The following is a 25,701-nucleotide window of genomic DNA, read 5'->3' as shown; positions in this document are numbered from 1 at the left end:
TGATGACTGCCACCCTCGTCGCCAAGAACCTCGCCGCCGGCCACGGCGACCGCTCCCTGTTCACCGGGCTCGACCTCGTCGTCGCACCCGGCGACGTCATCGGTCTCGTCGGAGCCAACGGCGCGGGGAAGTCCACCCTCCTGCGGATGCTCGCCGGGCTGACCAACCCGGAGGAGGGGGAGCTGCGCCTGTCCCCGCCCACCGCCACCGTCGGCCACCTCCCGCAGGAGCCGGAGCGCCGCCCCGGCGAGAGCGTGCGGGAGTTCCTGGCCCGCCGCACCGGCGTCACCGACGCCCAGCGCGCCATGGACGAGGCCACCCAGGCCCTGGTCGACGGCGTCCCGGGAGCCGACGACGCCTACGCCACCGCACTGGAGCGCTGGCTGGGCCTCGGCGGCGCCGACCTCGACGACCGCGCCGAGGAGACCGCCGACGCGCTGGGCCTGACCGTCGACCTGGACCAGCCGATGACGTCCCTGTCCGGCGGCCAGGCGGCCCGCGCCGGCCTTGCCTCCCTCCTCCTGTCCCGCTACGACGTCTTCCTGCTCGACGAGCCGACCAACGACCTCGACCTGGACGGCCTGGAGCGCCTCGAACGCTTCGTGACCGGCCTGCGCGCCGGCACCGTCGTCGTCAGCCACGACCGCGAGTTCCTCACCCGCACCGTCACCAAGGTCCTCGAACTCGACCTCGCCCAGCGGCAGATCAACCTCTACGGCGGCGGCTACGAGGCGTACCTGGAGGAACGCGAGGTGGCCCGCCGGCACGCCCGCGACGAGTACGAGGAGTACGCCGACAAGCGGGCCTCCCTCCAGGACCGGGCCCAGACGCAGCGCGCCTGGATGGACAAGGGCGTCAAGAACGCCCGGCGCAAGGCGGGCAACGACAACGACAAGATCGGCCGCAAGTTCCGCAGCGAGGCCAGCGAGAAACAGGCCGCGAAGGCCCGCCAGACCCAGCGCATGATCGAGCGCCTGGACGTCGTCGAGGAACCGCGCAAGGAATGGGACCTGCGCATGGAGATCGCCTCGGCGCCCCGCTCGGGCGCGGTCGTGGCCACCCTGCGCGACGCCGAGGTGCGGCGCGGCGACTTCGTGCTCGGTCCGGTCTCCCTCCAGATCGACTGGGCGGACCGGGTGGCGGTGACGGGAGCCAACGGCGCGGGCAAGTCCACGCTCCTCGGCGCACTCCTGGGCCGCGTCCCCCTCGACGCGGGGCACGCGGCGCTCGGCTCCGGCGTCCTGCTCGGCGAGGTCGACCAGGCCCGCAAGCTGTTCCACGGCCCCGAGATGCTGCTCGACGCCTTCCGTGCGGCCGTCCCGGACCTGGAACCGGCGGAGATCCGCACCCTCCTGGCCAAGTTCGCCCTGAAGGCCGACCACGTCGTCCGCCCGGCGTCGACCCTCTCGCCCGGCGAACGCACCAGGGCCGCGCTCGCCCTCCTCCAGGGCAGAGGCGTCAACCTCCTGGTCCTGGACGAGCCGACCAACCACCTCGACCTCCCGGCCATCGAACAGCTCGAGTCGGCCCTGGACGCCTACGAAGGCACCCTTCTCCTGATCACCCACGACCGCCGCATGCTGAACGCGGTCAAGGTCACCCGCCGCCTGGAGGTAGCGAACGGCAAGGTGGTGGAGGCTCCCGCCTGAGTGCGGGCAGCGGCCGGCCGCCGCAGCTGCGGGCAGTCGTGCCTCCCCCAGTGCCTGAACGGCCTGGGAGGTACCCCCGGGCGGCACGGGTGGGGCGCAGCGGCCCCGGCAACACCGGGCCGCGCACCCAAACCCCCGCCGCAACCGCCGGACGGCCTACGCCAAGCCGGCCCGCCGCAACGCGTCCGCCATCGCCCCGTTGGACGCGGCGGGCGCCGACGAAGGCCGCCCCTTACCGCCCCCGGAACCACCCTGCCGCTGCTGCCGCTGCCGAGGCGGCCTCCCGCCCCGCTCCTTCTTCGGCTCCCCCTGCGGAGCCGCTTCGTCGTCCAGCCGCAACGTCAACGAGATCCGCTTCCGCGGAATGTCGACGTCCATCACCTTCACCTTCACGATGTCCCCGGGCTTCACCACGTCCCGCGGATCCTTCACGAACGTCCTCGACATCGCGGACACGTGCACGAGCCCGTCCTGATGCACACCGACGTCCACGAACGCCCCGAACGCGGCGACGTTCGTGACGACGCCCTCCAGCACCATCCCGGACGACAGGTCGGAGATCTTCTCCACGCCCTCCTTGAAGGTGGCCGTCTTGAAGGCGGGCCGAGGGTCGCGCCCCGGCTTCTCCAGCTCCCGCAGAATGTCCGTGACCGTCGGCAGACCGAACGTCTCGTCCACGAACTGGTCCGCCTTCAGCGACCGCAGCACCGACGTGTTGCCGATCAGGCCGGTCACCTCCTGCCCGGCGGTCTTCACCATCCGCCGCACCACGGGGTACGCCTCCGGGTGCACGCTGGACGCGTCCAGCGGGTCGTCGCCGCCCCGGATCCGCAGGAAGCCCGCGCACTGCTCGTACGCCTTGGGTCCGAGCCGGGACACCTTCTTCAGCGCGGTCCGCGAGGAGAACGGCCCGTTCGCGTCGCGGTGCGCCACGATGTTCTCCGCGAGTCCGGAGGTGATGCCGGAGACCCGGGCGAGCAGCGGCGCGGAGGCCGTGTTGACGTCCACTCCCACGCCGTTCACACAGTCCTCGACCACCGCGTCCAGCGAGCGGGACAGCTTCACCTCGGAGAGGTCGTGCTGGTACTGGCCGACGCCGATCGACTTCGGGTCGATCTTCACCAGCTCGGCCAGCGGGTCCTGCAGCCGCCGGGCGATCGACACCGCGCCGCGCAGCGAGACGTCCATGTCCGGCAGCTCCTGGGAGGCGAAGGCGGAGGCCGAGTACACGGAGGCGCCCGCCTCGGACACCATCACCTTGGTCAGCTTCAACTCGGGGTGCTTGGTGATGAGTTCACCGGCGAGCTTGTCGGTCTCGCGGGAGGCCGTGCCGTTGCCGATGGCGATCAGGTCGACCGTGTGCTCCTTCGCCAGCCGCGCGAGCTTGGCGATCGCCTCGTCCCACCGGTTGGCGGGGACGTGCGGGTGGATCACGTCGGTGGCCACGACCTTGCCCGTCGCGTCGACCACGGCGACCTTCACACCGGTGCGGAAGCCGGGGTCGAGGCCGAGCGTGGCCCGGGTGCCCGCCGGGGCGGCCAGCAGCAGGTCGCGCAGGTTGGCGGCGAACACGTCGACCGCCTCGTCCTCCGCCGCGGTGCGCAGCCGGAGCCTGAGATCGATGCCCAGGTGTACCAGGATGCGGGTGCGCCAGGCCCAGCGGACGGTGTCGCCCAGCCACTTGTCCGCGGGCCGGCCGCGGTCGGCGATCCCGAAGCGGCTCGCGACGATCGCCTCGTACGACGACGGGCCCTCGGTGGGCTCCTCGGGCTCCAGGACGAGGTCGAGCACGTCCTCCTTCTCGCCGCGCAGCATCGCGAGCACGCGGTGCGAGGGCAGGTCGGTGAACGGCTCGGCGAAGTCGAAGTAGTCGGCGAACTTGGCGCCCGCCTCCTCCTTGCCGTCCTTGACCTTGGCGGCGAGCCGCCCGCGCGTCCACATCCGCTCGCGCAGCTCGCCGATCAGGTCGGCGTCCTCCGAGAACTTCTCCGTGAGGATCGAGCGCGCCCCGTCCAGGGCGGCCTGCGGATCGGCCACGCCCTTGTCGGCGTCGACGAACGCGGCCGCCGCGGCCTGCGGGTCCACCGACGCGTCGGCGAGCAGGCCCTCGGCCAGCGGCTCCAGACCCGCTTCGCGCGCGATCTGCGCCTTCGTCCGCCGCTTCGGCTTGAACGGCAGGTAGATGTCCTCCAGGCGCGCCTTGGTCTCCGCCGCGTGGATGCGCGCCGACAGCTCCTCGGTGAGCTTGCCCTGCTCGCGGACCGAGTCGAGGATCGCCGCGCGCCGCTCCTCCAGCTCCCGCAGATAGCGCAGCCGCTCCTCGAGCGTGCGCAACTGCGCGTCGTCGAGCATCTCGGTCGCTTCCTTGCGGTAGCGGGCGATGAAGGGCACCGTCGAGCCGCCGTCGAGCAGCTCGACGGCGGCCTTCACCTGCCGCTCCCGTACGCCGAGCTCGTCGGCGATCCTGCTTTCGATGGACCCTACGTCGGGTGTCGTCACGATCCCGTACCGCCTTCTCACTGAGGTTGCGCGGCAATTGTGGCAGGTGGCACCGACAATCGGGGATCAGGGCACCGCCCCGGCCGGTCGGGAACCGGCGGGGAGGGGGCCGGGGTCAGACCCGGCGGCCCCGGGTGGCGGACGAGGCCCCGCCGAAGAGCCGGGCCAGGGCCCGGAAGGGAAGCGTCACCACGGTGGCGACTGCGCCACCGATCTGGCGCAGTACGTCTGCGATGGCACGGAACACGAGCAGCCCCTTTCGTCTCCCGGCCGGACCGGCCGGGAACGAACGGGTACCTCCGTACCGGCTCCGCATGCCCGTTCGCGCACCATCGGTGGACGCCCGGGCGTGTCGCGTCAGCGCCCGGCGAGCAGGTCCGCCGGGAAGGCGCCCGCGCCGAGCGCCGTACGCGCGAAGCCCGTCCCGAGCTCCGTGAGGCGCGCCACGCCCTCGGCTCCCAGGTGCGCGTAGGGTGCCGCGTCCAGCCGGTCCGTCTCCCGTTCGACGCCCTCGCGCAGGGCCGCGCCGTCCTCGGTCAGCCCGCCGGCCGCGTCGAGCAGTCCGCGTCCGCGCAGCCGGTCGCAGGCCGCGTCCCACTCCTCCTGCGCCCAGCCCCGGGTGCCGAAGACCCACTTCGGCGCCAGGCCCTTGCCGGTCGCGGTGTGCGTGACCAGCGCCTCGAGCCCGTCCAGGCCGGCCGTCACGAGCGCGGCGAGGTGGCCGTCGCCGCGGTGCTCGCGCAGCAGGGTCGCCGCGTGCCAGAACGCCAGGTGCGGCGCGTCGGGCACCGGCAGGTCCGCGTGGGCCGAGTAGAGCGGGCGGGCACCGCGCGTGCAGCCCTCGGCGGCGCGCAGCGCCAGACCGGCCGCCTCCGCCATCCCGGCCGATGCCACGGCCTCCTCGCCCAGGAGGCGGCGCAGCGTCGCGTCGACGGCGCGCAGTCGGGCCGCCAGGGCCTGCCCGGGGGTGACCTTCTCCCACACGGCGGGCACGTGCCGGGCGACGAGGTCGTGCTTGTAGTTGTAGAACGCCGCCGTGACGGCACCGGCGCCGACCGGACCCAGCGCGGCGGCGCGGGCCGCGAAGTTGACGGCCGGGGCCTCGGTGACCCCGAGAGCGCCCAGTTCCCGGCCCAGGTCGGGGGAGAAGTAGTGCGTCGAGTGCAGTGAGTTGAGCGCGTTGTGGCAGCGGCGGCCCGCGCGTGCGTCGATGGCGGCAGTTGTCATGCCACGCACGTTACCAACCGCTCAGTACGTTGCTTCGGGCCCTGCGGGACGCATGGCAGGAAAGGAGGGGTTCTCGTCATTGCGGCCGTACGACCGCCGGGCGAAGAATCGACGGCATGGCGCAACGAACCGGCCGAACCGGCCGAACCGTTCTGGTCCTCCTCTTCGACGGGGTCCAGAGCCTCGACGTCACCGGCCCCGTGGAGGTCTTCGCGGGCGCCGAGCAGCACACGCCGGGGACGTACCGCATCCGCACGGCGTCGCTGGACGGTGCTCCCGTGCGCACCTCCAGCGGTCTGAACCTCGTACCGGACCAGGCACTCGGCGCCGGGCCGCAGCCGGACACCCTGGTGGTCCCCGGCGGCCAGGGCACCCGCAACCCCGACCCGCGCCTGACCGAGTGGCTGCGCGAGAACGGAACGGCCGCCCGGCGCCTGGTCTCCGTCTGCACCGGGGCGATCCTGCTGGCCCGGGCGGGACTGCTGGACGGCCGCCGCGTCACCACCCACTGGGCCTACAGCGACCGGCTCGCCCGCGACCACCCGGCCGTGGAGGTGGACCCCGACCCGATCTACATCAGGGACGGGAACGTGGCCACGTCGGCCGGTGTCACCTCCGGCATCGACCTCGCGCTCGCGCTGGTGGAGGAGGACCTGGGCCGGGACGCCGCGCTGACCGTCGCCCGGCACCTGGTGGTGTTCCTGCGCCGGCCCGGGAACCAGGCCCAGTTCAGCGCCCAGCTCGCCGCCCAGACCGCCCGTCGCGAGCCGCTGCGGGAGCTGCAGCACTGGATCACCGAGCACCCCGGCGACGACCTGAGCGTCGAGTCCCTCGCCGCCCGCGCCAGTCTCTCCCCGCGCCACTTCGCGCGCGCCTTCCAGGCGGAGACCGGCACGACGCCGGGCCGCTACGTCGACCGGGTCCGGCTGGAGCACGCCCGCCGGCTCCTCGAGGACACCGGCGACGGGGTCGAGGAGGTCTCCCGCGCCAGCGGCTACGGCACGCCGGAGGCCATGCGCCGCGCCTTCGTCAAGGCTCTGGGCACCTCACCGGCGGAGTACCGCCGCCGGTTCCGGCCCGCGACCGTCTCCTGACCCACCGGGACACCCACCCGCCGTACCACCGAACCGAAAGAGGCAGCACGTGCGCACAGCCATCGTTCTCTTCGACCGTTTCACCGCCCTCGACGCCGTGGGCCCGTACGAGACCATGAGCCGCATTCCGGGCGCCGAGACCGTGTTCGTCGCCGAGCGGACCGGGCCGGTCCGCAACGACACGGGGAGCCTGGCGCTCACCGCCGACCGGACCCTGGCGGACGTGCCGGACCCGGACGTCGTCGTCGTGCCGGGCGGCCCCGGGCAGGACGCGCAGATGGACAACGAGACCCTGCTGGACTGGCTCCGCGCCGCCGACGCCGCCAGTACCTGGACCACCTCCGTCTGCTCCGGATCGCTGCTGCTCGCCGCCGCGGGACTGCTGAGCGGCCGCCGCGCCACCTCGCACTGGCTGGCCCTGGACCTCCTGAAGGGGTACGGCGCCGAGCCGACCGGGGAGCGGGTCGTCACCGACGGCAAGTACGTCACCGCTGCCGGCGTCTCCGCCGGCATCGACATGGGCCTCACCCTGGTCGGCCGGATCGCCGGCGACGAGCACGCCCAGGCGGTCCAGCTGCTCACCGAGTACGACCCGCGGCCGCCCTACGACGCCGGGTCCCCGGACAAGGCGCCCGCCCACCTCGTCGAGGAGTTCCGCACGAGGAACCGGTTCATCCTGAAGTAGGCCCGTTCCAGCCGAAACACGGCTGCCTGCGCTCCAGGAAGGCGGCGACCCCCTCCGCGGTGTCGCCGCTGCCCCGCGCCTGCGCGGCCCAGTGGGCGTCCCGGTCCGTGCGTCCGGCGGCGAACTCCTTCGCCGCGGCCTGCGTCAGCAGGGAACGGGACACCAGCACCCGGGTGAACTCCGCCACCCGCTTGCCGAGCTCGCCCTCCGGCAGCACCTCGTCCACCAGGCCCGTGCGCAGCGCTCGCGCGGCATCGATCAACTCGCCGCTGAGCAGCAGGTACTTCGCCGTGGCGGGCCCCGTCAGGGCCACCAGCCGCCGGGTCGCGGAGGCCGGATACACGACTCCCAGCTTGGCCGGGGTCACGCCGAACAGCGCCGTCTCCTCGGCGAACCGCAGGTCGCACGCCGCCGCCAACTGCGCCCCGCCGCCCACGCAGTGCCCTCGGATCGCCGCGAGCGTCGGCTTGGGAAACGCGGCGAGGGCCTCCTCGGCCCGCACCGCCAGACCCTGCGCCTCCCCGGCCGACTCGCGCAGGGTCGAGATGTCGGCCCCGGCGCAGAACGTCGCGCCCTCGCCGGTGAGCACCAGCGCCCGCACCCCCGGATCGGCGGCCAGGTCGTCGAGGAGGCCGGGCAGCGCCCGCCACATCGCGGTCGTCATGGCGTTGCGCTTGGCCGGGTGGTGGACGACGACGGTGGCGACCGAGTCGGCGACCCGGTGCAGCAGCTGCGGCTCCATGGACCGGATGCTATCCACCGGCCTCTCCGTATCGGGCGGCCGGGCGGGCGGGTCAGGAACGGTCGCGTCTCATGCGCCAACGGTCAGAAACCGCTCGATACATGCTGACTTGTGTTCAGTCCGTGGGGGCGGCGCGGCGCGTTACCAACACTCAGGGGTGTGGTGACAATCGAGCCCAGGGGTGGCGACCGGACGATGGACGAGACCGGGCCCGCCGGGCCGCTGCCGTACGAAGGTGTCTGGCGGTTCACCGCCCCCGCCGTGGACGCCTCGGTCCCGCAGGCCCGGCACGCCGTGCGCGACCTGCTGGTGCGCCAGGGCGTGCCGGTCTCCGACGACGTGACGCAGACCCTGCTGCTGATCGTCTCGGAACTGGTCACGAACGCGGTCCGGCACGCGGCGGTGCTCTCCCCGGTGCTCGCCGTGGAGGTCGCGGTCGGGCCCGAGTGGGTGCGGGTGGCCGTGGAGGACGACCACCCCTATCGTCCGACCGCCCTGGAGACCGACCACGGCCGCACCGGTGGGCGCGGCCTGCTCCTGGTCCGCGAGACGACCCGCGAGGCGGGCGGGGCCTGCGACGTGGCCCACACCGCGAGCGGCGGCAAGGTGATCTGGGCGGCCCTGCCGCTCAAGCACGCCCCGCGCTAGACGCGGCGGGCCCGGCAGTACCCGCCGGGCCCGGCGGCAGGCGTCGGGCCCGGCGCCGGGACGTCCTTCACCAGCCCGCGGACGTGCCCGTCAGCTCGCGCACGGCCGGCCGGGCCGCGTCCAGCACCGTCATGAACCACGCCGAGAACGTGTCCTTCGCGTGCCGCTCGGTCAGCTCGGCCGGGGACACGAAGGCCGTCCCCGCCACTTCCTCCGGGTCCGGGCGCGGCTCGGACTGCACCAGGCCGACGAAGAGGTGGTTGTACTCCTGCTCGACCAGCCCGGAGGCCGGGTCGGGATGGTTGTAGCGCACCGTGCCGGCCTCGGCGAGCAGGGAGGGCGACACCCCCAGCTCCTCGAACGTCCGCCGGGCCGCCGCGGCGAACGGCGCCTCGCCGGGATAGGGGTGACCGCAGCAGGTGTTGGACCACACACCGGGGGAGTGGTACTTGCCCAGCGCCCGCTGCTGGATCAGCAGCCGCCCCCGCTCGTCGAAGAGGAACACGGAGAAGGCGCGGTGCAGCCGCCCCGGCGGCTGGTGCGCGGAGAGCTTCTCCGCGGTGCCGATCGTCACACCGTTCTCGTCGACCAGTTCCAGCAAAATGGCTTCTGCGGTGCCGTTCGACGAGCTGGGCGTCGCGGTGGCAGGAGTGATCGGCATACCCATCCTTCACATCGGTCCTCGCGCCCCAAGTGTGCCGTACGAATCCGGCACTCTCGGCACTTCCCGGCACACCCGCATGTCCCGCGTGCCCGTGCGGGCACCGGGGGCGGCCGGTCGGACACCGAGCAGGGGCCCGACGGTGAACCGTTCCCGAGGGCACACCCCGGGAACCGTCCGGTCCGCGCCTCCTCCAGTGGCGCGGCGGCGGAACGGAGCGTTCAACGGCGCGTTCCGGGACGTGCGCGCCCCCGGTCGTCCGCCGCGTCACGGCTCAGCGGCACAGTCGTGCCTCGTGCTGCGCGTGACCGCTGGGCTCCAGCTGGAACGTGCAGTGCTCCACGTCGAAGTGGTCGCCCAGGCAGCCCTGCAACTCGTGGAGCATCTTCTCGTGGCCGATCGCGCTCAGCGCCTCGCCGTCCACCACCACGTGCGCCGACAGCACGGGCATGCCGGAGGTGATGGTCCAGGCGTGCAGGTCGTGCACGTCCTCGACCCCGTCGAGGGCCAGTATGTGGGCGCGCACCTCCGCGATGTCCACGCCCTTGGGTGCCGCCTCGAGCAGCACGTCCAGGGTCTCGCGCAGCAACCGCAAGGTTCGCGGCACGATCATCAGACCGATCAGCAGCGACGCGATCGGGTCGGCGGGCTGCCAGCCGGTGGCCAGGATCACCAGCGCCGAGACGATCACCGCCAGGGAGCCCAGCGCGTCGGCCGCCACCTCCAGGAAGGCGCCCCGTACGTTCAGGCTCTCCTTCTGGCCGCGCATCAGCAGCGACAGCGACACCATGTTCGCCACCAGGCCGATCGCGCCGAAGACGACGGTCGGGCCGCCCGCGGTGTCGGCCGGCGTGACGAACCGGTCGATCGCCTCGTACAGGACGTAACCACCGACCCCGAGCAGCAGCAGGCAGTTGGCCAGGGCGGCGAGGATCTCGGCGCGGGCGTAGCCGAAGGTGCGGCGGTCGCTCGGTGGGCGGCTCGCGAAGTGCACGGCCAGCAGGGCCATGCCGAGACCCAGGGCGTCGGTCGCCATGTGCGCGGCGTCGGCGATCAGCGCGAGGGAGTCGGCGACCAGACCGCCGACGATCTCGACCACCATGACGGTGAGGGTGATCGCCAGCGCCACCCGCAGCCTGCCCCGGTACGCGGCGGTCGCCGTCCCGCCGGCGTGCCCCCCGTGCGCGTGCCCGTGATCGTGCCCAGCCCCCATGAGAAAGCCGCCTCCCTGTGTGTTCCGGCATCCGGCGACCCGGCGCCCGGATGCCAGTCAACTACGGGTAGGGGGTATCGGGCAACGCGGCACTGAACACCGTTGTCATGTGCCCTGACCTGCGGAAACGTTCCGCAGGTCAGAGTGGTGCGAGGATTTCGGAAGGTGCGGCCTCAGCCATCCGGGGGACCGGCCCGCCGAGGCTCGTCCTGACCCTGTGCGAACAACGGCGGACACTGTGCGATGTCCGCGATGCCCGGTCTGGGGGCGCGGTTTGTCGGGCGGGCCCCGAATCCACGATGATGATCGCGGCAAAGGCGGGAGCAAGTGGCGTCGACCGACCGTCAAACGGGCGGTGAACACGGCGTTCCCGGCATCCGATACCCTCTGCCGACATGCCGCCCGGGTGCCCCAGGCACGGGCGTCCCACCATGCACAGGCCCGGCGTCCAGGCGCCGGCACCAGGGAGTGAGTTCGGTTGCCGACCGCCATCCTCACCGGTCAGCCGGTCCCGGGTTCGTCGATCGAGAGCGAGCTGCGGTCCCTGGGCTTCGACGTGCACCTCGCGGCCGGGGCCGCGGAGACCGAGACCCTCCTCGCCCGGGCTCCCGGCGAGGAGCGGGTCGCCGTCGTCGACGCCCGTTTCGTGGGCCACCCGCACGCGCTGCGCCTCGGCCTCACCGACCCCCGCTTCCCGCTCGCCGCGATCCCGGGCGCGGTGACCGCCCAGCCGGCCGCCCGCCAGACGCTGACCCGCGCGATGGCCCGCGAGAACTCCGCGGGCGGCGGCACCGCCGTGGCCGTCGACAGCCTCGCCGACCGGATCACCGCCGCCCTCGACGCCGACGGCGCCGAGGTGCACCGGCCCGAACTCGGCAGCCTCGTAGCCGCCGTCCCCGCCGACCCGCAGGCCCGCAACGAGGCGCGGCAGGCCGTCGCAGCCGTCGACGACGAGGCCGTACGCCTGAAGTCGGCGGTCAAGGCCCGCGACGGCTTCGTCACCACCCACTTCATCAGCCCCTACTCCCGCTACATCGCCCGCTGGTGCGCGCGCCGCGGCCTGACCCCCAACCAGGTCACCACCGCCTCGCTGATCACCGCGCTCATAGCGGCCGGCTGCGCGGCCACCGGCACCCGCGGCGGCTTCGTCGCCGCCGGCGTCCTGCTCATCGCCTCCTTCGTCCTCGACTGCACCGACGGACAGCTCGCCCGGTACTCCCTTCAGTACTCCACGCTCGGTGCCTGGCTCGACGCCACCTTCGACCGGGCCAAGGAGTACGCCTACTACGCGGGCCTCGCCCTCGGAGCGGCCCGCGGCGGCGACGACGTGTGGGCCCTGGCCCTCGGCGCGATGGTGCTCCAGACCTGCCGGCACGTCGTCGACTTCTCCTTCAACGAGGCCAATCACGACGCCTCGGCCAACACCAGCCCCACCGCCGCCCTCTCCGACAAGCTCGACAGCGTCGGCTGGACGGTGTGGCTGCGCCGCATGATCGTGCTGCCCATCGGCGAACGCTGGGCCATGATCGCCGTCCTGACCGCGCTCACCACGCCCCGGATCACCTTCTACGCACTGCTGATCGGCTGCGCGTTCGCCGCGACGTACACCACCGCGGGCCGCGTCCTGCGCTCGCTGACCCGCAGGGCCACCCGCACCGACCGGGCGGCGAAGGCGCTGGCCGACCTCGCCGACTCCGGTCCGCTCGCCGAGGCCGGCGCCAAGGGCCTGCGCGCCGCCGCCCGCCGGCTGCCCGGCTTCGCCACCCCCGCCGTCGCCCTCCTCGGTGGTGCCGCCGTCGTCGCCACCGCCGCGCTCACCGACTTCGGCGGCCCCTGGCCGCTCGTCGCCGCGCTCGGGTACGTGCTGACCTCCGCGCTCGCCGTCGCCCGCCCCCTCAAGGGCGCCCTCGACTGGCTGGTCCCCCCGTTCTTCCGGGCCGCCGAGTACCTCACCGTCCTGTTCCTGGCCGCGAAAGCCGACGTGAACGGGGCCCTTCCGGCGGCTTTCGGGCTGGTGGCCGCGGTCGCCTACCATCACTACGACACGGTCTACCGCATCCGTGGCGACGCGGGCGCACCGCCGCAGTGGCTGGTGCGGACGGTCGGGGGGCACGAGGGCCGCACGCTGGTGATCACCCTGCTGGCCGTGCTCCTCACCGCCACACAGTTCAAGGTCGCGCTCACGGTCCTCGCCGTGGTTGTGGCACTCGTGGTGCTCGTCGAGAGCATCCGCTTCTGGGTCGCCGCCCACCAGGTCGGCGCACCCGCCGTACACGACGAAGGAGAACCCGCATGATCGGCCTCGTGCTGGCGGCCGGCGCCGGACGCCGTCTGCGCCCCTACACCGACACCCTGCCCAAGGCACTGGTCCCGGTCGGCCCCGAGGGCGCGGAGGACGGCATCACGGTCCTCGACCTGACGCTGGCGAACTTCGCCGAGGTCGGTCTGACGGAGGTCGGGATCATCGTCGGCTACCGCAAGGAGGCCGTGTACGACCGCCAGGCGGAGCTGGAGCAGAAGTACGGCGTCAAGCTCACCCTCATCGACAACGACAAGGCCGAGGAGTGGAACAACGCCTACTCCCTGTGGTGCGGCCGTGACGCCCTCAAGGACGGTGTGATCCTCGCCAACGGCGACACCGTGCACCCGGTCTCCGTCGAGAAGACCCTGCTCGCCGCCCGCGGCGACGGCAAGAAGATCATCCTCGCCCTCGACACGGTGAAGAACCTCGCCGACGAGGAGATGAAGGTCGTCGTCGACCCCGACAAGGGCGTGCAGCGCATCACCAAGCTGATGGACCCGGCCGACGCGACCGGCGAGTACATCGGCGTCACCCTGATCGAGGGCGAGGCCGCCGCGGAGCTGGCCGACGCGCTGAAGACCACCTTCGAGCGCGACCCGCAGCTCTACTACGAGGACGGCTACCAGGAGCTGGTCAACCGCGGCTTCAAGGTCGACGTGGCGCCGATCGGCGACGTCAAGTGGGTCGAGATCGACAACCACGACGACCTCGCCAAGGGCAGGGAGATCGCGTGCCAGTACTGACGAGGCTCATCCCGTCGCCGGTCGTCGTGGACATCCGCGCGGGTGCCCTCGACGACCTGGGATGCGTACTCGCCGACGAGCGCATCTCCCACTCGGGCAAGCTCGCCGTCGCCGTCAGCGGCGGCTCCGGCGCCCGGCTGCGCGACCGCGTCGCCCCGTCCCTGCCCGGCGCCGACTGGTTCGAGGTCGGCGGCGGCACCCTGGACGACGCGATCAAGCTGGCCGGCGCCATGAAGGGCGGCCACTACGACGCGGTCGTCGGCCTCGGCGGCGGCAAGATCATCGACTGCGCCAAGTTCGCGGCCGCGCGCATCGGCCTCCCGCTGGTCGCCGTGCCCACCAACCTCGCGCACGACGGGCTGTGCTCCCCGGTCGCCACCCTCGACAACGACGCGGGCCGCGGCTCCTACGGTGTGCCGAACCCGATCGCCGTCGTCATCGACCTGGACGTCATCCGCGCGGCACCGGCCCGCTTCGTACGGGCCGGCATCGGCGACGCCGTCTCCAACGTCTCCGCGATCGCGGACTGGGAGCTGGCCAACCGGATCAAGGGCGAGCGGATCGACGGCCTGGCCGCCGCGATGGCCCGCCAGGCCGGCGAGGCCGTCCTGCGCCACCCCGGCGGCATCGGCGACAACGACTTCCTCCAGGTGCTGGCCGAGGCACTGGTGCTCAGCGGCATCGCCATGTCGGTCTCCGGCGACTCGCGGCCCTCCTCGGGCGCCTGCCACGAGATCAACCACGCCTTCGACCTGCTCTTCCCCGAGCGCGCGGCCGCCCACGGCGAGCAGTGCGGCCTGGGCGCGGCCTTCGCGATGTACCTGCGCGGGGCCCACGAGGAGTCCGCCAACATGGCCCGGGTCCTGCGGCGGCACGGGCTGCCGGTGCTGCCCGAGGAGATCGGGTTCACGCCCGAGGAGTTCTTCCGGGCCGTGGAGTTCGCACCCCAGACGCGGCCCGGCCGCTACACGATCCTCGAGCACCTCGACCTCACCACCGACCAGATCAAGGACCTGTACGCCGACTATGTCAAGGCCATCGGTAGCTGAACTACGCCCGGTCGTCCATCCCGCGGGGGTCAAGGACCGGCGCAGCGGTGAGCACTGGGCGGGACGCCTCTACATGCGCGAGGTCTCGCTGCGGATCGACCGCTATCTGGTGAACACCAGGATCACGCCCAACCAGCTCACGTACCTGATGACCGTCTGCGGCGTGCTGGCGGCCCCGGCGCTGCTCGTGCCGGGCATCTGGGGCGCCGTGCTCGGCGTGGTCGCGGTCCAGCTGTACCTGCTCCTCGACTGCGTGGACGGCGAGATCGCGCGCTGGCGCAAGCAGTACTCGCTCGGCGGGGTCTACCTGGACCGCGTCGGCGCCTACCTGACCGACGCCGCGGTCCTGGTCGGCCTCGGCCTGCGCGCCGCCGACATCTGGGGCACCGGCCGGATCGACTGGCTGTGGGCCTTCCTTGGCACCCTGGCCGCGCTCGGCGCGATCCTGATCAAGGCCGAGACGGACCTGGTGGGCGTCGCCCGGCACCAGAACGGGATGCCGCCGGTCAAGGAGGCCGCCTCCGAGATCCGCTCCTCCGGCATGGCGCTGGCCCGCCGGGCCGCCGGCGCGCTCAAGTTCCACCGGCTGATCCTCGGCATCGAGGCGTCCCTGCTGATCCTGGTCCTCGCCATCGTCGACCAGGCGCGCGGCGACCTGTTCTTCACCCGCCTCGGCACCGCCGTACTGGCCGGCATCGCGCTGCTGCAGACCCTGCTGCACCTGGTGTCCATCCTCGCCTCCAGCAGGCTGAAGTGAGCGCGCCCGTGAAGGTCGGCGCCGTCGTCATCACGATGGGCAACCGCCCCGAGGAGCTGCGCGCCCTGCTCGACTCGGTCGCGGGGCAGGACGGCGACCCGGTCGAGGTGGTCGTGGTCGGCAACGGCTCGCCCGTCCCGGAGGTGCCCGACGGCGTGCGCACCGTCGAGCTGCCCGAGAACCTGGGCATCCCCGGCGGCCGCAACGTCGGCATCGAGGCCTTCGGCCCCGGCGGCAGCGACGTCGACATCCTGCTCTTCCTCGACGACGACGGCCTGCTCGCCCGCACCGACACCGCCGAGCTGTGCCGCGAGGCGTTCGCGGCCGACGACGAACTGGGCATCATCAGCTTCCGCATCGCCGACCCGGACACCGGCGAGACCCAGCGCCGGCACGTCCCGCGGCTGCGCGCCTCCGACCCGATGCGCTCCTCCCGGGTCACCACCTTCCTCGGCGGCGCCAACGCGGTGCGCACCCGCGTCCTCACCCAGGTCGGCGGGTTGCCGGACGCCTTCTTCTACGCCCACGAGGAGACCGACCTGGCCTGGCGGGCCCTCGACGCGGGCTGGATGATCGACTACCGGTCCGACATGGTGCTCAACCACCCCACGACCGCGCCGTCCCGGCACGCGGTCTACCACCGCATGGTCGCCCGCAACCGCGTCTGGCTCGCCCGACGCAACCTCCCCGCGCTGCTGGTCCCGGTCTACCTCGGCGTCTGGATGGCCCTCACGCTGCTGCGCCGGCCGTCGCGCCCCGCGCTGAAGGCCTGGTTCGGCGGCTTCCGCGAGGGCTGGGCCACCCCGTGCGGTCCCCGCCGGCCCATGCGGTGGCGTACGGTGTGGCGCCTGACCCGGCTGGGCCGCCCCCCGGTGATCTGACAAGCTCGTACCCGAGAGTGTTCCGGCCCCGAACGGGGCCACCAGGTCCATGCCAGGCCCGCGCGGCCGAGCATTTTCGAAGACGAAAGTTTCCACCAGTGAGTGAGACAACGCACGACGGCACGGTCGCCATGACCAAGCCCGTGTCGCCCGACGAGGGCCTCACACCGGCCCGGCTCGCCGCCAAGTACGGGCTGTCCGTGAGCGGCGCCCGACCGAGCCTCAAGGAGTACGTCCGTCAGCTCTGGGGGCGGCGGCACTTCATTCTCGCCTTCTCCCAGGCGAAGCTGACCGCCCAGTACAGCCAGGCCAAGCTCGGCCAGCTGTGGCAGGTGGCCACGCCGCTGCTGAACGCGCTCGTCTACTTCCTGATCTTCGGCCTGATCCTCGACGCGGGCCGGGGCATGGAGAAGGACGTCTACATCCCGTTCCTGGTGACCGGCGTGTTCGTCTTCACCTTCACCCAGTCCTCGGCGATGGCGGGCGTGCGCGCCATCGCCGGCAACCTCGGGCTGGTGCGGGCGCTGCACTTCCCGCGGGCCTCGCTGCCCGTCTCCTTCGCCCTCCAGCAGCTCCAGCAGCTGCTGGCCTCGATGATCGTGCTGTTCCTGGTGGTCGTCGGTTTCGGCAGCTACCCCTCGTTGTCCTGGCTGCTGGTCCTCCCGGTGCTGGTCCTGCAGTTCCTCTTCAACGTGGGTCTCGCGCTGGTCGTGGCCCGGATGGGGGCCAAGACGCCGGACCTGGCCCAGCTGATGCCGTTCATCATGCGCACCTGGATGTACGCCTCGGGCGTGATGTTCTCCATCCCGATCATGCTGAAGGACAAGCCGGACTGGATCGCCGACGTGCTCCAGTGGAACCCGACCGCCGTCTACATGGACCTGATGCGCTTCGCGCTGATCGACGGGTACGGCTCGGAGAACCTGCCGCCGCACGTGTGGGCGGTCGCGCTCGGCTGGGCCGTGGTCCTCGCCGTGGGCGGCTTCGTGTACTTCTGGAAGGCGGAGGAGAGGTACGGCCGTGGCTGAACAGCAGCAGGACCAGCGGGTGCCGACGGTCATCGCGGACGAGGTGCACATCGTCTACCGCGTCAACGGCGCCAAGACCGGCAAGGGCAGCGCGACGGCCGCCCTGAGCCGCATGCTCAAGAAGGGCTCCGACGACACGAAGCGGGGCGTGCGCAAGGTGCACGCCGTGCGCGGCGTCTCCTTCACCGCCTACCGGGGCGAGGCCATCGGCCTGATCGGATCCAACGGCTCCGGGAAGTCGACGCTGCTGCGCGCCATCGCCGGGCTGCTGCCCGCCGAGCGCGGGAAGGTCTACACGGACGGGCAGCCCTCCCTGCTCGGCGTGAACGCGGCCCTGATGAACGACCTGACCGGCGAGCGGAACGTCATCCTCGGCGGCCTGGCCATGGGCATGTCCCGCGAGCAGATCAAGGAGCGCTACCAGGAGATCGTCGACTTCTCCGGGATCAACGAGAAGGGCGACTTCATCACCCTGCCGATGCGCACCTACTCCTCCGGCATGGCGGCCCGGCTGCGGTTCTCCATCGCCGCCGCCAAGGACCACGACGTCCTGATGATCGACGAGGCGCTGGCCACCGGCGACCGCAAGTTCCAGACCCGCTCCGAGGAGCGCATCCGGGAGCTGAAGAAGCAGGCCGGCACCATCTTCCTGGTCAGCCACAACAACAAGTCCATCCGTGACACCTGCAACCGGGTCCTGTGGCTGGAGCGCGGCGAGCTGCGCATGGACGGTCCGACCGACGAGGTGCTCAAGGAGTACGAGAAGTTCACGGGCAAGTAGCCCGACACACCGGGGCCTCGCCGGAACTGTTCCGGCGAGGCCCCGCGTCTGCAAAGGAAACGTCAACTCCTGGCGTTCTCAGGAATCTTGAAGTCAATCGGTGTGTTGTTGTGATGCGCTGTGCACCCCGGCGCACGCCCGTGAGTTGTACAACGTAAGCTGTACCGGTCCCGAAACGCGGCACATGGGGCGATAATGCCCGCCACCCTGGAGCGGGCCTGCCGCGCGGGTGGCGGGGCGGCGTGTCCGAAATAGTGTGTATTGGGTCGGCAGTGTAGAACGGGAGATGTGACGGCAATGGCGACGGAAACTCCCCAGCTCCGCGAAGCGTGCGCCGTCCCCGCCCAGGGCAGCCCGCGATGACGGTCACCGACACGGCGCACGCCGTCGACCCGGAGCGCGGCACGCTCGCCAAGGCCGCCGACGAGAACTTCCCCGTCGCCCCCTTCTTCCTGCCCCGCGCCTGGCGCACCGACCTCATGGCGGTCTACGGCTTCGCCCGTCTCGTCGACGACATCGGCGACGGCGACCTCGCCCCGGGCGGTGCGGACGCCCGCCTGCTCGGCGTCCCCGACGACCGCGCCGACGACCGACTGCTGATGCTGGACGCCTTCGAGGCCGACCTGCGCCGTGTCTTCGCCGGCTCCGACGGTTCGCCCCGTCACCCGCTGCTGCGCCGGCTGGTGCCCACCGTGCGTCGCCGCGCGCTGACCCCCGAGCCCTTCCTCGGCCTGATCGCCGCCAACCGCCAGGACCAGCTGGTCGCACGGTACGAGACCTACGACGACCTCCTCGCCTACTGCGAGCTGTCCGCCAACCCCGTCGGCCGTCTCGTCCTCGCCGTCACCGGCACCTCGACCCCCGAACGGATCCGCCGCTCCGACGAGATCTGCACCGCCCTGCAGATCGTCGAGCACCTCCAGGACGTCGCCGAGGACCTCGGACGGGACCGGATCTACCTGCCCGCCGAGGACATGAAGCGCTTCCACGTCCGGGAGACGGACCTCGCCGCGCCCAGCGCGAACGCCTCCGTGCGCGCACTGATCGCCTACGAGGCCGCCCGAGCCCGCGACCTGCTGAATGAAGGCGCCCCCCTGGTGGGTAGCGTCCACGGCAGGCTGCGACTGCTCCTCGCGGGCTTCGTGGCGGGTGGCAGGGCGGCGCTGAACGCGATCGCCGCGGCGGATCACGACGTACTTCCCGGCCCGCCCAAGTCAGGCAAGGTCCACTTGCTGCGCGAGGCGGGCGTGGTCCTGCGAGGAGAGGGGTGATCGGGTCCGTGGAGTCGTCAGCGAACATGCCGGCACCGGTGCTCGCCGCCTACAGCTACTGCGAGGCCGTCACCGGTCAGCAGGCACGCAACTTCGCCTACGGCATCCGGCTGCTGCCCACGCCCAAGCGGCGGGCGATGTCGGCGCTGTACGCGTTCTCGCGCCGGGTCGACGACATCGGCGACGGAGTGCTGGCGGACGACGTCAAGGTCACCCGGCTGGACGAGACCCGGGCCGTGCTCGCCCGGATCCAGGACGGCGCGGTCGAGGAGGACGACACCGACCCGGTCGCCGTCGCCCTCGCCGACGCGGCCCGGCGGTTTCCCATCCCGCTCGGCGGCCTCGACGAGCTGATCGACGGCGTCCAGATGGACCTGCGCGGCGAGACCTACGAGACCTGGGACGACCTGAAGGTCTACTGCCGCTGCGTGGCGGGCGCCATCGGACGCCTCTCGCTCGGCGTCTTCGGCACCGAACCGGGGGCGCGCGGCGCCGAGCGCGCGCCCGAGTACGCCGACACGCTCGGGCTCGCGCTGCAGCTCACCAACATCCTGCGCGACGTCCGGGAGGACGCCGAGGGCGGGCGCACCTACCTGCCCGCCGACGACCTCGCCAAGTTCGGCTGCGCGGCCGGATTCAACGGGCCGACACCACCCGAGGGCTCCGACTTCGCGGGCCTCGTGCACTTCGAAGTGCGTCGGGCCCGCGCCCTTTTCGCCGAGGGCTACCGGCTGCTGCCCATGCTCGACCGGCGCAGCGGCGCCTGCGTGGCCGCCATGGCCGGCATCTACCGCCGTCTCCTGGACCGCATCGAGCGCGACCCCGAGGCCGTACTGCGCGGCCGGGTCTCCCTGCCGGGACGCGAGAAGGCGTACGTCGCCGTGCGCGGCCTGTCCGGCCTCGACGCCCGGCACGTCACCCGGCGGACCGTCAGGAGGCGCGCCTGATGGACACACCGGGCACACTCGACACCCGGGACCCGCACGAGACCGGCGGCGGGCAGCGGCGGGCAACCCTGCGGTGGCGGTCGGCGTCCCTGACTGAGACGGTCAGCCGTACGCCGTTCAAACACCGCGGCGGCCGGACAGGGAAGGGCGCACCATGACGCAGGGCAAGGGCACGCGCGAGGGCGGAGTGCTCGCGGACGTCTCGGCCCTCGGCCCCGGCGGGCATGCCGTCGTGGTCGGCGGCGGACTCGCGGGGGTCACCACCGCGCTGGCACTGGCGGACGCCGGCGTGCGCGTCACCCTGCTCGAAGGACGCCCCCGGCTCGGCGGGCTCGCCTTCTCCTTCCAGCGCGGCGACCTCACCGTCGACAACGGCCAGCACGTGTACCTGCGCTGCTGCACCGCCTACCGGTGGTTCCTCGACCGGATCGGCGGAGCCGCGCTCGCACCGGTGCAGGAACGTCTCGACGTGCCCGTGGTCGACCTGGCGAGGACCGAGGGCAACCGGCTCGGCAGACTGCGGCGCGACGCGCTGCCCGTCCCCCTGCATCTGGGACGCAGCCTCGCCAGCTACCCGCACCTCTCCCTCGCCGAACGCGCCTCGGTGGGACGCGCCGCGCTCGCGCTCAAGGGGCTCGACCTCGCCGATCCGAGCCTGGACACCCAGGACTTCGGCAGCTGGCTGACCGCGCACGGTCAGTCGGCGCGTGCCGTCGAGGCCCTGTGGGACCTGGTCGGGGTCGCCACCCTCAACGCGGTCGCGGGCGACGCCTCGCTGGGGCTCGCCGCGATGGTGTTCAAGACCGGTCTGCTGTCCGACCCGGGAGCGGCCGACATCGGGTGGGCCCGTGTCCCGCTGGGCGAACTGCACGACCGGCTGGCCCGCAGGGCGCTCGACTCCGCGGGCGTCCGTACCGAGGTCCGTACACGCGTCACCTCCGTCTCTGTAAACGAGAACGGCGGCTGGAGCGTTCAGGTTCCCGGCGAGACGCTCGAAGCGGACGCCGTCGTCCTCGCCGTACCCCAGCGCGAGGCCCACGACCTGCTGCCGGACGGTGCGCTGGACGCCCCGGAAAATCTTCTGCGGATCGGCACCGCGCCGATCCTCAACATCCACGTGATCTACGACCGCAAGGTGCTCGCCGCGCCGTTCCTCACGGCCCTCGGCACCCCGATCCAGTGGGTGTTCGACCGCACCGAGGCCTCCGGGCTGAAGGAGGGTCAGTACCTGGCGCTGTCCCAGTCGACCGCGCAGAACGACATCGACGAGCCCGTGGCCGTGCTGCGCGAGCGGTACCTGCCCGAACTGGAGCGGCTGCTGCCGCGCACCCGGGGTGCCGAGGTGAAGGACTTCTTCGTGACCAGGGAGCGCACCGCCACGTTCGCCCCCGCCCCCGGCGTCGGGCGCCTGAGGCCCGGCGCCCGCACCAAGGCACCCGGCCTCTATCTGGCCGGAGCGTGGACCGCCACCGGGTGGCCCGCGACCATGGAGAGTGCGATTCGCAGCGGTGTCGGGGCGGCGGCCGCCGCGCTCGGCGCCCTGGGCCGGTCCCGCGGCCTCCTTCCCGATTTCTTCGAGGAGGCGGCGTGAAGGCCGATCCGCGCGGGACCGGCTCCCGCACTCCCGGCACCGCAACTGGAGGAAAGACTGTGCCCACTGTGCCCCCGGCCCCGAAGGCCGATCGACGGACCACGGTGGACGTGACCGCGCTTCTGGAGCGCGGCCGGACCCTGGCCACGCCGGTCCTGCGGGCGGCGGTCGACCGCCTGGCCCCTCCCATGGACACCGTCGCCGCCTACCACTTCGGCTGGATCGACGCCCAGGGCAACCCCGCGGACGGCGACGGCGGCAAGGCCGTCCGCCCCGCGCTCGCCGTGCTCTCCGCCGAGGTCACCGGCGCCGCCCCCGAGGCCGGCGTGCCCGGCGCGGTGGCCGTGGAACTGGTGCACAACTTCTCCCTCCTGCACGACGACCTGATGGACGGCGACGAGCAGCGCCGCCACCGCGACACCGTCTGGAAGGTGCACGGCCCCGCCCAGGCCATCCTGGTCGGCGACGCCCTGTTCGCCCTGGCCAACGAGGTGCTGCTCGAACTGGGCACCGTCGAGGCCGGGCGGGCCACCCGCCGCCTGACCAAAGCCAGCCGCTCGCTGATCGACGGCCAGGCCCAGGACATCTCCTACGAGCACCGCGACCGCGTCAGCGTCGAGGAGTGCCTGGAGATGGAGGGCAACAAGACCGGCGCCCTGATCGCCTGCGCCAGCTCCATCGGAGCGGTGCTCGGCGGCGCCGACGAACGCACCGCCGACACCCTCGAGAAGTACGGCTACCACCTCGGTCTCGCCTTCCAGGCCGTCGACGACCTGCTCGGCATCTGGGGCGACCCGGACACCACCGGCAAGCAGACCTGGAGCGACCTGCGCCAGCGCAAGAAGTCGCTGCCGGTCGTGGCCGCCCTCGCGGCCGGCGGGCCCGCCTCCGAGCGGCTCGGCGAGATCCTCACGGCCGACGCCAAGGCCAGCGACTTCGCGAACTTCTCCGAGGAGGAGTTCGCGGCCCGCGCCGCCCTCATCGAGGAAGCGGGCGGGCGGGAGTGGACCGCCGACGAGGCGCGTCGCCAGCACACCATCGCCATCGAAGCCCTCGACGCCGTCGACATGCCCGACCGGGTGCGGGACCGGTTCACGGCACTCGCGGACTTCGTCGTCGTACGAAAGAGATGATCATTATCGGTCGAATAGCCCTCGCGTAGTCGCCGGCCGGTGTCGTGGAGACACGAGCACCGGCCGACGGCGGACCCAGCAGACGCACCACATGCACACTGCACGAAGGGGAAGCCATGACAGCGACGACCGACGGAAGCACCGGAGCCTCCCTGCGGCCCCTGGCAGCCTCGGCCAGCGACACCGACATCACGATCCCCGCCGCGGCGGCCGGGGTACCCGAAGCCGCCGCCCGCGCCACCCGGCGTGCCACCGACTTCCTGCTCGCCAAGCAGGACGCCGAAGGCTGGTGGAAGGGCGACCTCGAGACGAACGTCACGATGGACGCCGAGGACCTGCTCCTGCGTCAGTTCCTGGGCATCCAGGACGAGGAGACCACCCGCGCCGCCGCGCTGTTCATCCGCGGCGAGCAGCGCGAGGACGGCACCTGGGCCACCTTCTACGGCGGCCCCGGCGAACTGTCCACCACCATCGAGGCCTACGTCGCCCTCCGCCTGGCCGGGGACTCGCCCGACGCGCCCCACATGGCACGCGCCGCCGAGTGGATCAGGTCCCGCGGCGGCATCGCCTCCGCCCGGGTCTTCACCCGGATCTGGCTGGCCCTGTTCGGCTGGTGGAAGTGGGACGACCTGCCCGAACTGCCGCCGGAGCTCATCTACTTCCCCACCTGGGTCCCGCTCAACATCTACGACTTCGGCTGCTGGGCCCGGCAGACCATCGTGCCGCTCACCATCGTCTCCGCCAAGCGGCCGGTGCGTCCCGCGCCGTTCCCGCTGGACGAACTGCACACCGACCCGGCCCGGCCCAACCCGCCGCGCCCCCTGGCACCCGCGGCCAGCTGGGACGGCGCCTTCCAGCGCATCGACAAGGCCCTGCACGCCTACCGCAAGGTCGCCCCGCGCCGGCTGCGCCGGGCCGCGATGAACAGCGCCGCCCGCTGGATCATCGAGCGGCAGGAGAACGACGGCTGCTGGGGCGGCATCCAGCCTCCGGCCGTCTACTCGGTCATCGCCCTCTACCTGCTCGGCTACGACCTCGAACACCCCGTGATGCGCGCGGGCCTGGAGTCGCTGGACCGTTTCGCCGTGTGGCGCGAGGACGGCGCCCGGATGATCGAGGCCTGCCAGTCCCCGGTGTGGGACACCTGCCTGGCCACCATCGCGCTGGCCGACGCGGGCGTGCCCGAGGACCACCCGCAGCTGGTGAAGGCCTCGGACTGGATGCTCGGCGAACAGATCGTGCGCCCCGGCGACTGGTCGGTGAAGCGGCCCGGACTCCCGCCCGGCGGCTGGGCGTTCGAGTTCCACAACGACAACTACCCCGACATCGACGACACCGCCGAGGTGGTCCTCGCCCTGCGCCGGGTCAGGCACCACGACCCGGAACGGGTGGAGAAGGCGATCGGACGCGGGGTGCGCTGGAACCTCGGCATGCAGTCGAAGAACGGCGCCTGGGGTGCGTTCGACGTCGACAACACCAGCGCCTTCCCCAACCGGTTGCCGTTCTGCGACTTCGGCGAGGTCATCGACCCGCCGTCCGCGGACGTCACCGCGCACGTGGTCGAGATGCTCGCCGTCGAGGGCCTCGCCCACGACCCGCGCACCCGCCGCGGCATCCAGTGGCTGCTCGACGCCCAGGAGGCGGACGGTTCGTGGTTCGGCCGCTGGGGCGTCAACTACGTCTACGGCACCGGTTCCGTGATCCCCGCGCTGACCGCGGCCGGACTGCCCACCTCGCACCCGGCCATCCGCCGGGCGGTGCGCTGGCTGGAGTCCGTCCAGAACGAGGACGGCGGCTGGGGCGAGGACCTGCGCTCCTACCGCTACGTCCGGGAGTGGAGCGGCCAGGGCGCCTCGACCGCCTCGCAGACCGGCTGGGCGCTGATGGCCCTGCTGGCGGCGGGGGAGCGGGACTCCAAGGCCGTGGAGCGCGGCGTCCAATGGCTCGCGGCCACCCAGCGGGAGGACGGCTCCTGGGACGAGCCCTACTTCACGGGCACCGGCTTCCCGTGGGACTTCTCCATCAACTACAACCTCTACCGCCAGGTCTTCCCGCTCACCGCGCTCGGCCGGTACGTCCACGGGGAGCCCTTCGCCAAGAAGCCCCGTGCGGCCGAGGCCCCCGCCGAAGCCACCCCGGCCGAGGTGAAGGGCAGCTGATGACCCCGCAGACCGGCCCGACCCCGCTGCTGATCGCCTGCGCGCTCGGCATCGAGCACCTCGCCCTGCGCACCGGCGACCGCGCCGGCGCCGGCGGGCCGGTCACCGTCCTGCGCACCGGCATGGGTCCCAAGGCGGCCGAACGCTCGGTCACCCGGGTCCTCGCCGACCCGGCGCTCGAGGGCGCCGCCGTGCTCGCCACGGGCTTCTGCGCCGGACTCTCGCCCGGCATGCACCCCGGTGACCTGGTCGTCGCCGAGGAGACCCGGGACCCGCGCTCCACCGTCCCCTGCGTCGCGACCGACCGGCTCGTCAAGGAACTCGCGCGAGCCGTCCCCGGGCGCACCGTCCACACCGGGCCGCTGACCGGCTCGGACCACGTCGTCCGCGGCCCCGAGCGCGCCGACCTGCTCGCGACCGGCGCGATCGCCGTGGACATGGAGTCCGCGGCCACGCTCCTGAGCGCCGTCCGCACGGGCCCGCGCCCGGTTGCGGCCGTCCGGGTGGTCGTGGACGCTCCAGAACACGAACTCGTCCGGATCGGCACCGTGCGCGGTGGAATATCGGCTTTCCGCGTTCTTCGATCCGTTCTTCCCGCTTTTTTCGAATGGCACCGTTCTTTGTTGCTTCCCCGGAGGTGA

General features: G+C 72.4%; 24 protein-coding genes. 18 read left to right on the top strand and 6 right to left on the bottom strand.

What is annotated here, in order from left to right; all coding sequences use genetic code 11:
- The first annotated feature begins 2 nt into the window (after nt 1-2).
- On the top strand, nt 3-1,649 hold the full coding sequence (locus tag Sru02f_RS24720; RefSeq protein ID WP_109028690.1) for an ABC-F family ATP-binding cassette domain-containing protein: 1,647 nt from the start codon (nt 3-5) through the stop codon (nt 1,647-1,649).
- Between the two features lie 156 nt (nt 1,650-1,805).
- Here the strand turns inward: Sru02f_RS24720 and Sru02f_RS24715 are convergent, their stop codons facing one another.
- The 3 genes from Sru02f_RS24715 to Sru02f_RS24705 all read right to left on the bottom strand — a co-directional run bounded on the left by Sru02f_RS24715 (nt 1,806) and on the right by Sru02f_RS24705 (nt 5,375).
- On the bottom strand, nt 1,806-4,148 hold the full coding sequence (locus Sru02f_RS24715; protein ID WP_109028691.1) for a Tex family protein: 2,343 nt from the start codon (nt 4,146-4,148) through the stop codon (nt 1,806-1,808).
- Nucleotides 4,149-4,263: 115 nt separating this feature from the next.
- Complete coding sequence (locus Sru02f_RS24710) at nt 4,264-4,395, bottom strand: LPFR motif small protein (RefSeq protein WP_007389050.1); 132 nt, start codon at nt 4,393-4,395, stop codon at nt 4,264-4,266.
- A 110-nt stretch (nt 4,396-4,505) separates the two neighbouring features.
- The gene (locus Sru02f_RS24705; RefSeq protein WP_167469214.1) at nt 4,506-5,375 is read right to left on the bottom strand and encodes an SCO6745 family protein; all 870 of its coding nucleotides are present in this window, start codon (nt 5,373-5,375) and stop codon (nt 4,506-4,508) included.
- Nucleotides 5,376-5,491: 116 nt separating this feature from the next.
- Between Sru02f_RS24705 and Sru02f_RS24700 the strand changes: the two genes are divergently transcribed.
- Both Sru02f_RS24700 and Sru02f_RS24695 read left to right on the top strand, forming a co-directional pair.
- A complete protein-coding gene (locus tag Sru02f_RS24700; RefSeq protein WP_109028693.1) occupies nt 5,492-6,469 on the top strand; it encodes a GlxA family transcriptional regulator in 978 nt (325 codons plus the stop codon).
- A 49-nt stretch (nt 6,470-6,518) separates the two neighbouring features.
- Entirely contained in the window at nt 6,519-7,154 is a 636-nt protein-coding gene (locus Sru02f_RS24695; protein ID WP_109028694.1) for a DJ-1/PfpI family protein, read from the top strand.
- On the opposite strand, the gene Sru02f_RS24690 is transcribed toward Sru02f_RS24695, so the two are convergent.
- Entirely contained in the window at nt 7,141-7,896 is a 756-nt protein-coding gene (locus tag Sru02f_RS24690; protein ID WP_164274902.1) for an enoyl-CoA hydratase/isomerase family protein, read from the bottom strand. The genes Sru02f_RS24695 and Sru02f_RS24690 overlap by 14 nt on opposite strands.
- Nucleotides 7,897-8,091: 195 nt before the next feature.
- Here Sru02f_RS24690 and Sru02f_RS24685 point away from each other — a divergent pair, with 195 nt between their 5' ends.
- On the top strand, nt 8,092-8,544 hold the full coding sequence (locus Sru02f_RS24685; protein WP_016327856.1) for an ATP-binding protein: 453 nt from the start codon (nt 8,092-8,094) through the stop codon (nt 8,542-8,544).
- A gap of 67 nt (nt 8,545-8,611) precedes the next feature.
- Here Sru02f_RS24685 and idi read toward each other — a convergent pair whose 3' ends face one another.
- Both idi and Sru02f_RS24675 read right to left on the bottom strand, forming a co-directional pair.
- Nucleotides 8,612-9,205 (bottom strand): isopentenyl-diphosphate Delta-isomerase, encoded by a 594-nt coding sequence (idi, locus tag Sru02f_RS24680; protein WP_109028696.1) that lies wholly within the window; start codon nt 9,203-9,205, stop codon nt 8,612-8,614.
- 274 nt (nt 9,206-9,479) lie between these two features.
- A complete protein-coding gene (locus Sru02f_RS24675; protein ID WP_109028697.1) occupies nt 9,480-10,418 on the bottom strand; it encodes a cation diffusion facilitator family transporter in 939 nt (312 codons plus the stop codon).
- A gap of 478 nt (nt 10,419-10,896) precedes the next feature.
- Here Sru02f_RS24675 and Sru02f_RS24670 point away from each other — a divergent pair, with 478 nt between their 5' ends.
- The 14 genes from Sru02f_RS24670 (at nt 10,897) to Sru02f_RS24605 (ending at nt 25,701) form a co-directional block, all read left to right on the top strand.
- Nucleotides 10,897-12,714, top strand: coding sequence for a DUF5941 domain-containing protein (locus Sru02f_RS24670; protein WP_109028698.1), 1,818 nt, complete (start codon nt 10,897-10,899; stop codon nt 12,712-12,714).
- Nucleotides 12,711-13,463, top strand: coding sequence for a phosphocholine cytidylyltransferase family protein (locus Sru02f_RS24665; RefSeq protein WP_109028699.1), 753 nt, complete (start codon nt 12,711-12,713; stop codon nt 13,461-13,463). The genes Sru02f_RS24670 and Sru02f_RS24665 overlap by 4 nt, the downstream gene beginning before the upstream one ends.
- Nucleotides 13,451-14,512, top strand: a complete 1,062-nt coding sequence (locus tag Sru02f_RS24660) for an iron-containing alcohol dehydrogenase family protein (protein WP_109028700.1) — start codon at nt 13,451-13,453, stop codon at nt 14,510-14,512. Before Sru02f_RS24665 ends, Sru02f_RS24660 begins: the two co-directional genes overlap by 13 nt.
- Nucleotides 14,490-15,269 carry a CDP-alcohol phosphatidyltransferase family protein gene (locus Sru02f_RS24655; protein WP_164273857.1) on the top strand — a complete coding sequence of 260 codons (780 nt, stop codon included), beginning with the start codon at nt 14,490-14,492 and terminating at the stop codon, nt 15,267-15,269. Before Sru02f_RS24660 ends, Sru02f_RS24655 begins: the two co-directional genes overlap by 23 nt.
- A gap of 8 nt (nt 15,270-15,277) precedes the next feature.
- Nucleotides 15,278-16,150, top strand: a complete 873-nt coding sequence (locus tag Sru02f_RS24650; protein ID WP_109028702.1) for a glycosyltransferase family 2 protein — start codon at nt 15,278-15,280, stop codon at nt 16,148-16,150.
- A gap of 98 nt (nt 16,151-16,248) precedes the next feature.
- Nucleotides 16,249-17,178, top strand: a complete 930-nt coding sequence (locus tag Sru02f_RS24645; RefSeq protein ID WP_109028703.1) for an ABC transporter permease — start codon at nt 16,249-16,251, stop codon at nt 17,176-17,178.
- Entirely contained in the window at nt 17,171-17,959 is a 789-nt protein-coding gene (locus tag Sru02f_RS24640) for an ABC transporter ATP-binding protein (RefSeq protein ID WP_164273854.1), read from the top strand. Before Sru02f_RS24645 ends, Sru02f_RS24640 begins: the two co-directional genes overlap by 8 nt.
- Nucleotides 17,960-18,318: 359 nt before the next feature.
- A complete protein-coding gene (gene hpnC, locus Sru02f_RS24635; protein ID WP_109028704.1) occupies nt 18,319-19,230 on the top strand; it encodes a squalene synthase HpnC in 912 nt (303 codons plus the stop codon).
- The gene (hpnD, locus tag Sru02f_RS24630) at nt 19,227-20,177 is read left to right on the top strand and encodes a presqualene diphosphate synthase HpnD (protein ID WP_003972236.1); all 951 of its coding nucleotides are present in this window, start codon (nt 19,227-19,229) and stop codon (nt 20,175-20,177) included. Before hpnC ends, hpnD begins: the two co-directional genes overlap by 4 nt.
- Entirely contained in the window at nt 20,177-20,335 is a 159-nt protein-coding gene (locus tag Sru02f_RS24625; protein ID WP_109028705.1) for a DUF6380 family protein, read from the top strand. Before hpnD ends, Sru02f_RS24625 begins: the two co-directional genes overlap by 1 nt.
- Nucleotides 20,332-21,768 (top strand): hydroxysqualene dehydroxylase HpnE, encoded by a 1,437-nt coding sequence (hpnE, locus tag Sru02f_RS24620; RefSeq protein WP_109028706.1) that lies wholly within the window; start codon nt 20,332-20,334, stop codon nt 21,766-21,768. The genes Sru02f_RS24625 and hpnE overlap by 4 nt, the downstream gene beginning before the upstream one ends.
- A gap of 68 nt (nt 21,769-21,836) precedes the next feature.
- Nucleotides 21,837-22,901, top strand: a complete 1,065-nt coding sequence (locus Sru02f_RS24615) for a polyprenyl synthetase family protein (RefSeq protein ID WP_167469244.1) — start codon at nt 21,837-21,839, stop codon at nt 22,899-22,901.
- A gap of 116 nt (nt 22,902-23,017) precedes the next feature.
- Nucleotides 23,018-25,060 (top strand): squalene--hopene cyclase, encoded by a 2,043-nt coding sequence (shc, locus tag Sru02f_RS24610; protein ID WP_109028708.1) that lies wholly within the window; start codon nt 23,018-23,020, stop codon nt 25,058-25,060.
- Complete coding sequence (locus Sru02f_RS24605) at nt 25,060-25,701, top strand: phosphorylase family protein (protein WP_109028709.1); 642 nt, start codon at nt 25,060-25,062, stop codon at nt 25,699-25,701. Before shc ends, Sru02f_RS24605 begins: the two co-directional genes overlap by 1 nt.

It is taken from the genome of Streptomyces rubrogriseus, from assembly GCF_027947575.1.
GTDB classification, from domain to species: domain Bacteria; phylum Actinomycetota; class Actinomycetes; order Streptomycetales; family Streptomycetaceae; genus Streptomyces; species Streptomyces rubrogriseus.
Note: the sequence above shows the minus strand (reverse complement) of the source record. Positions and strands in the feature narration are given on the sequence as shown.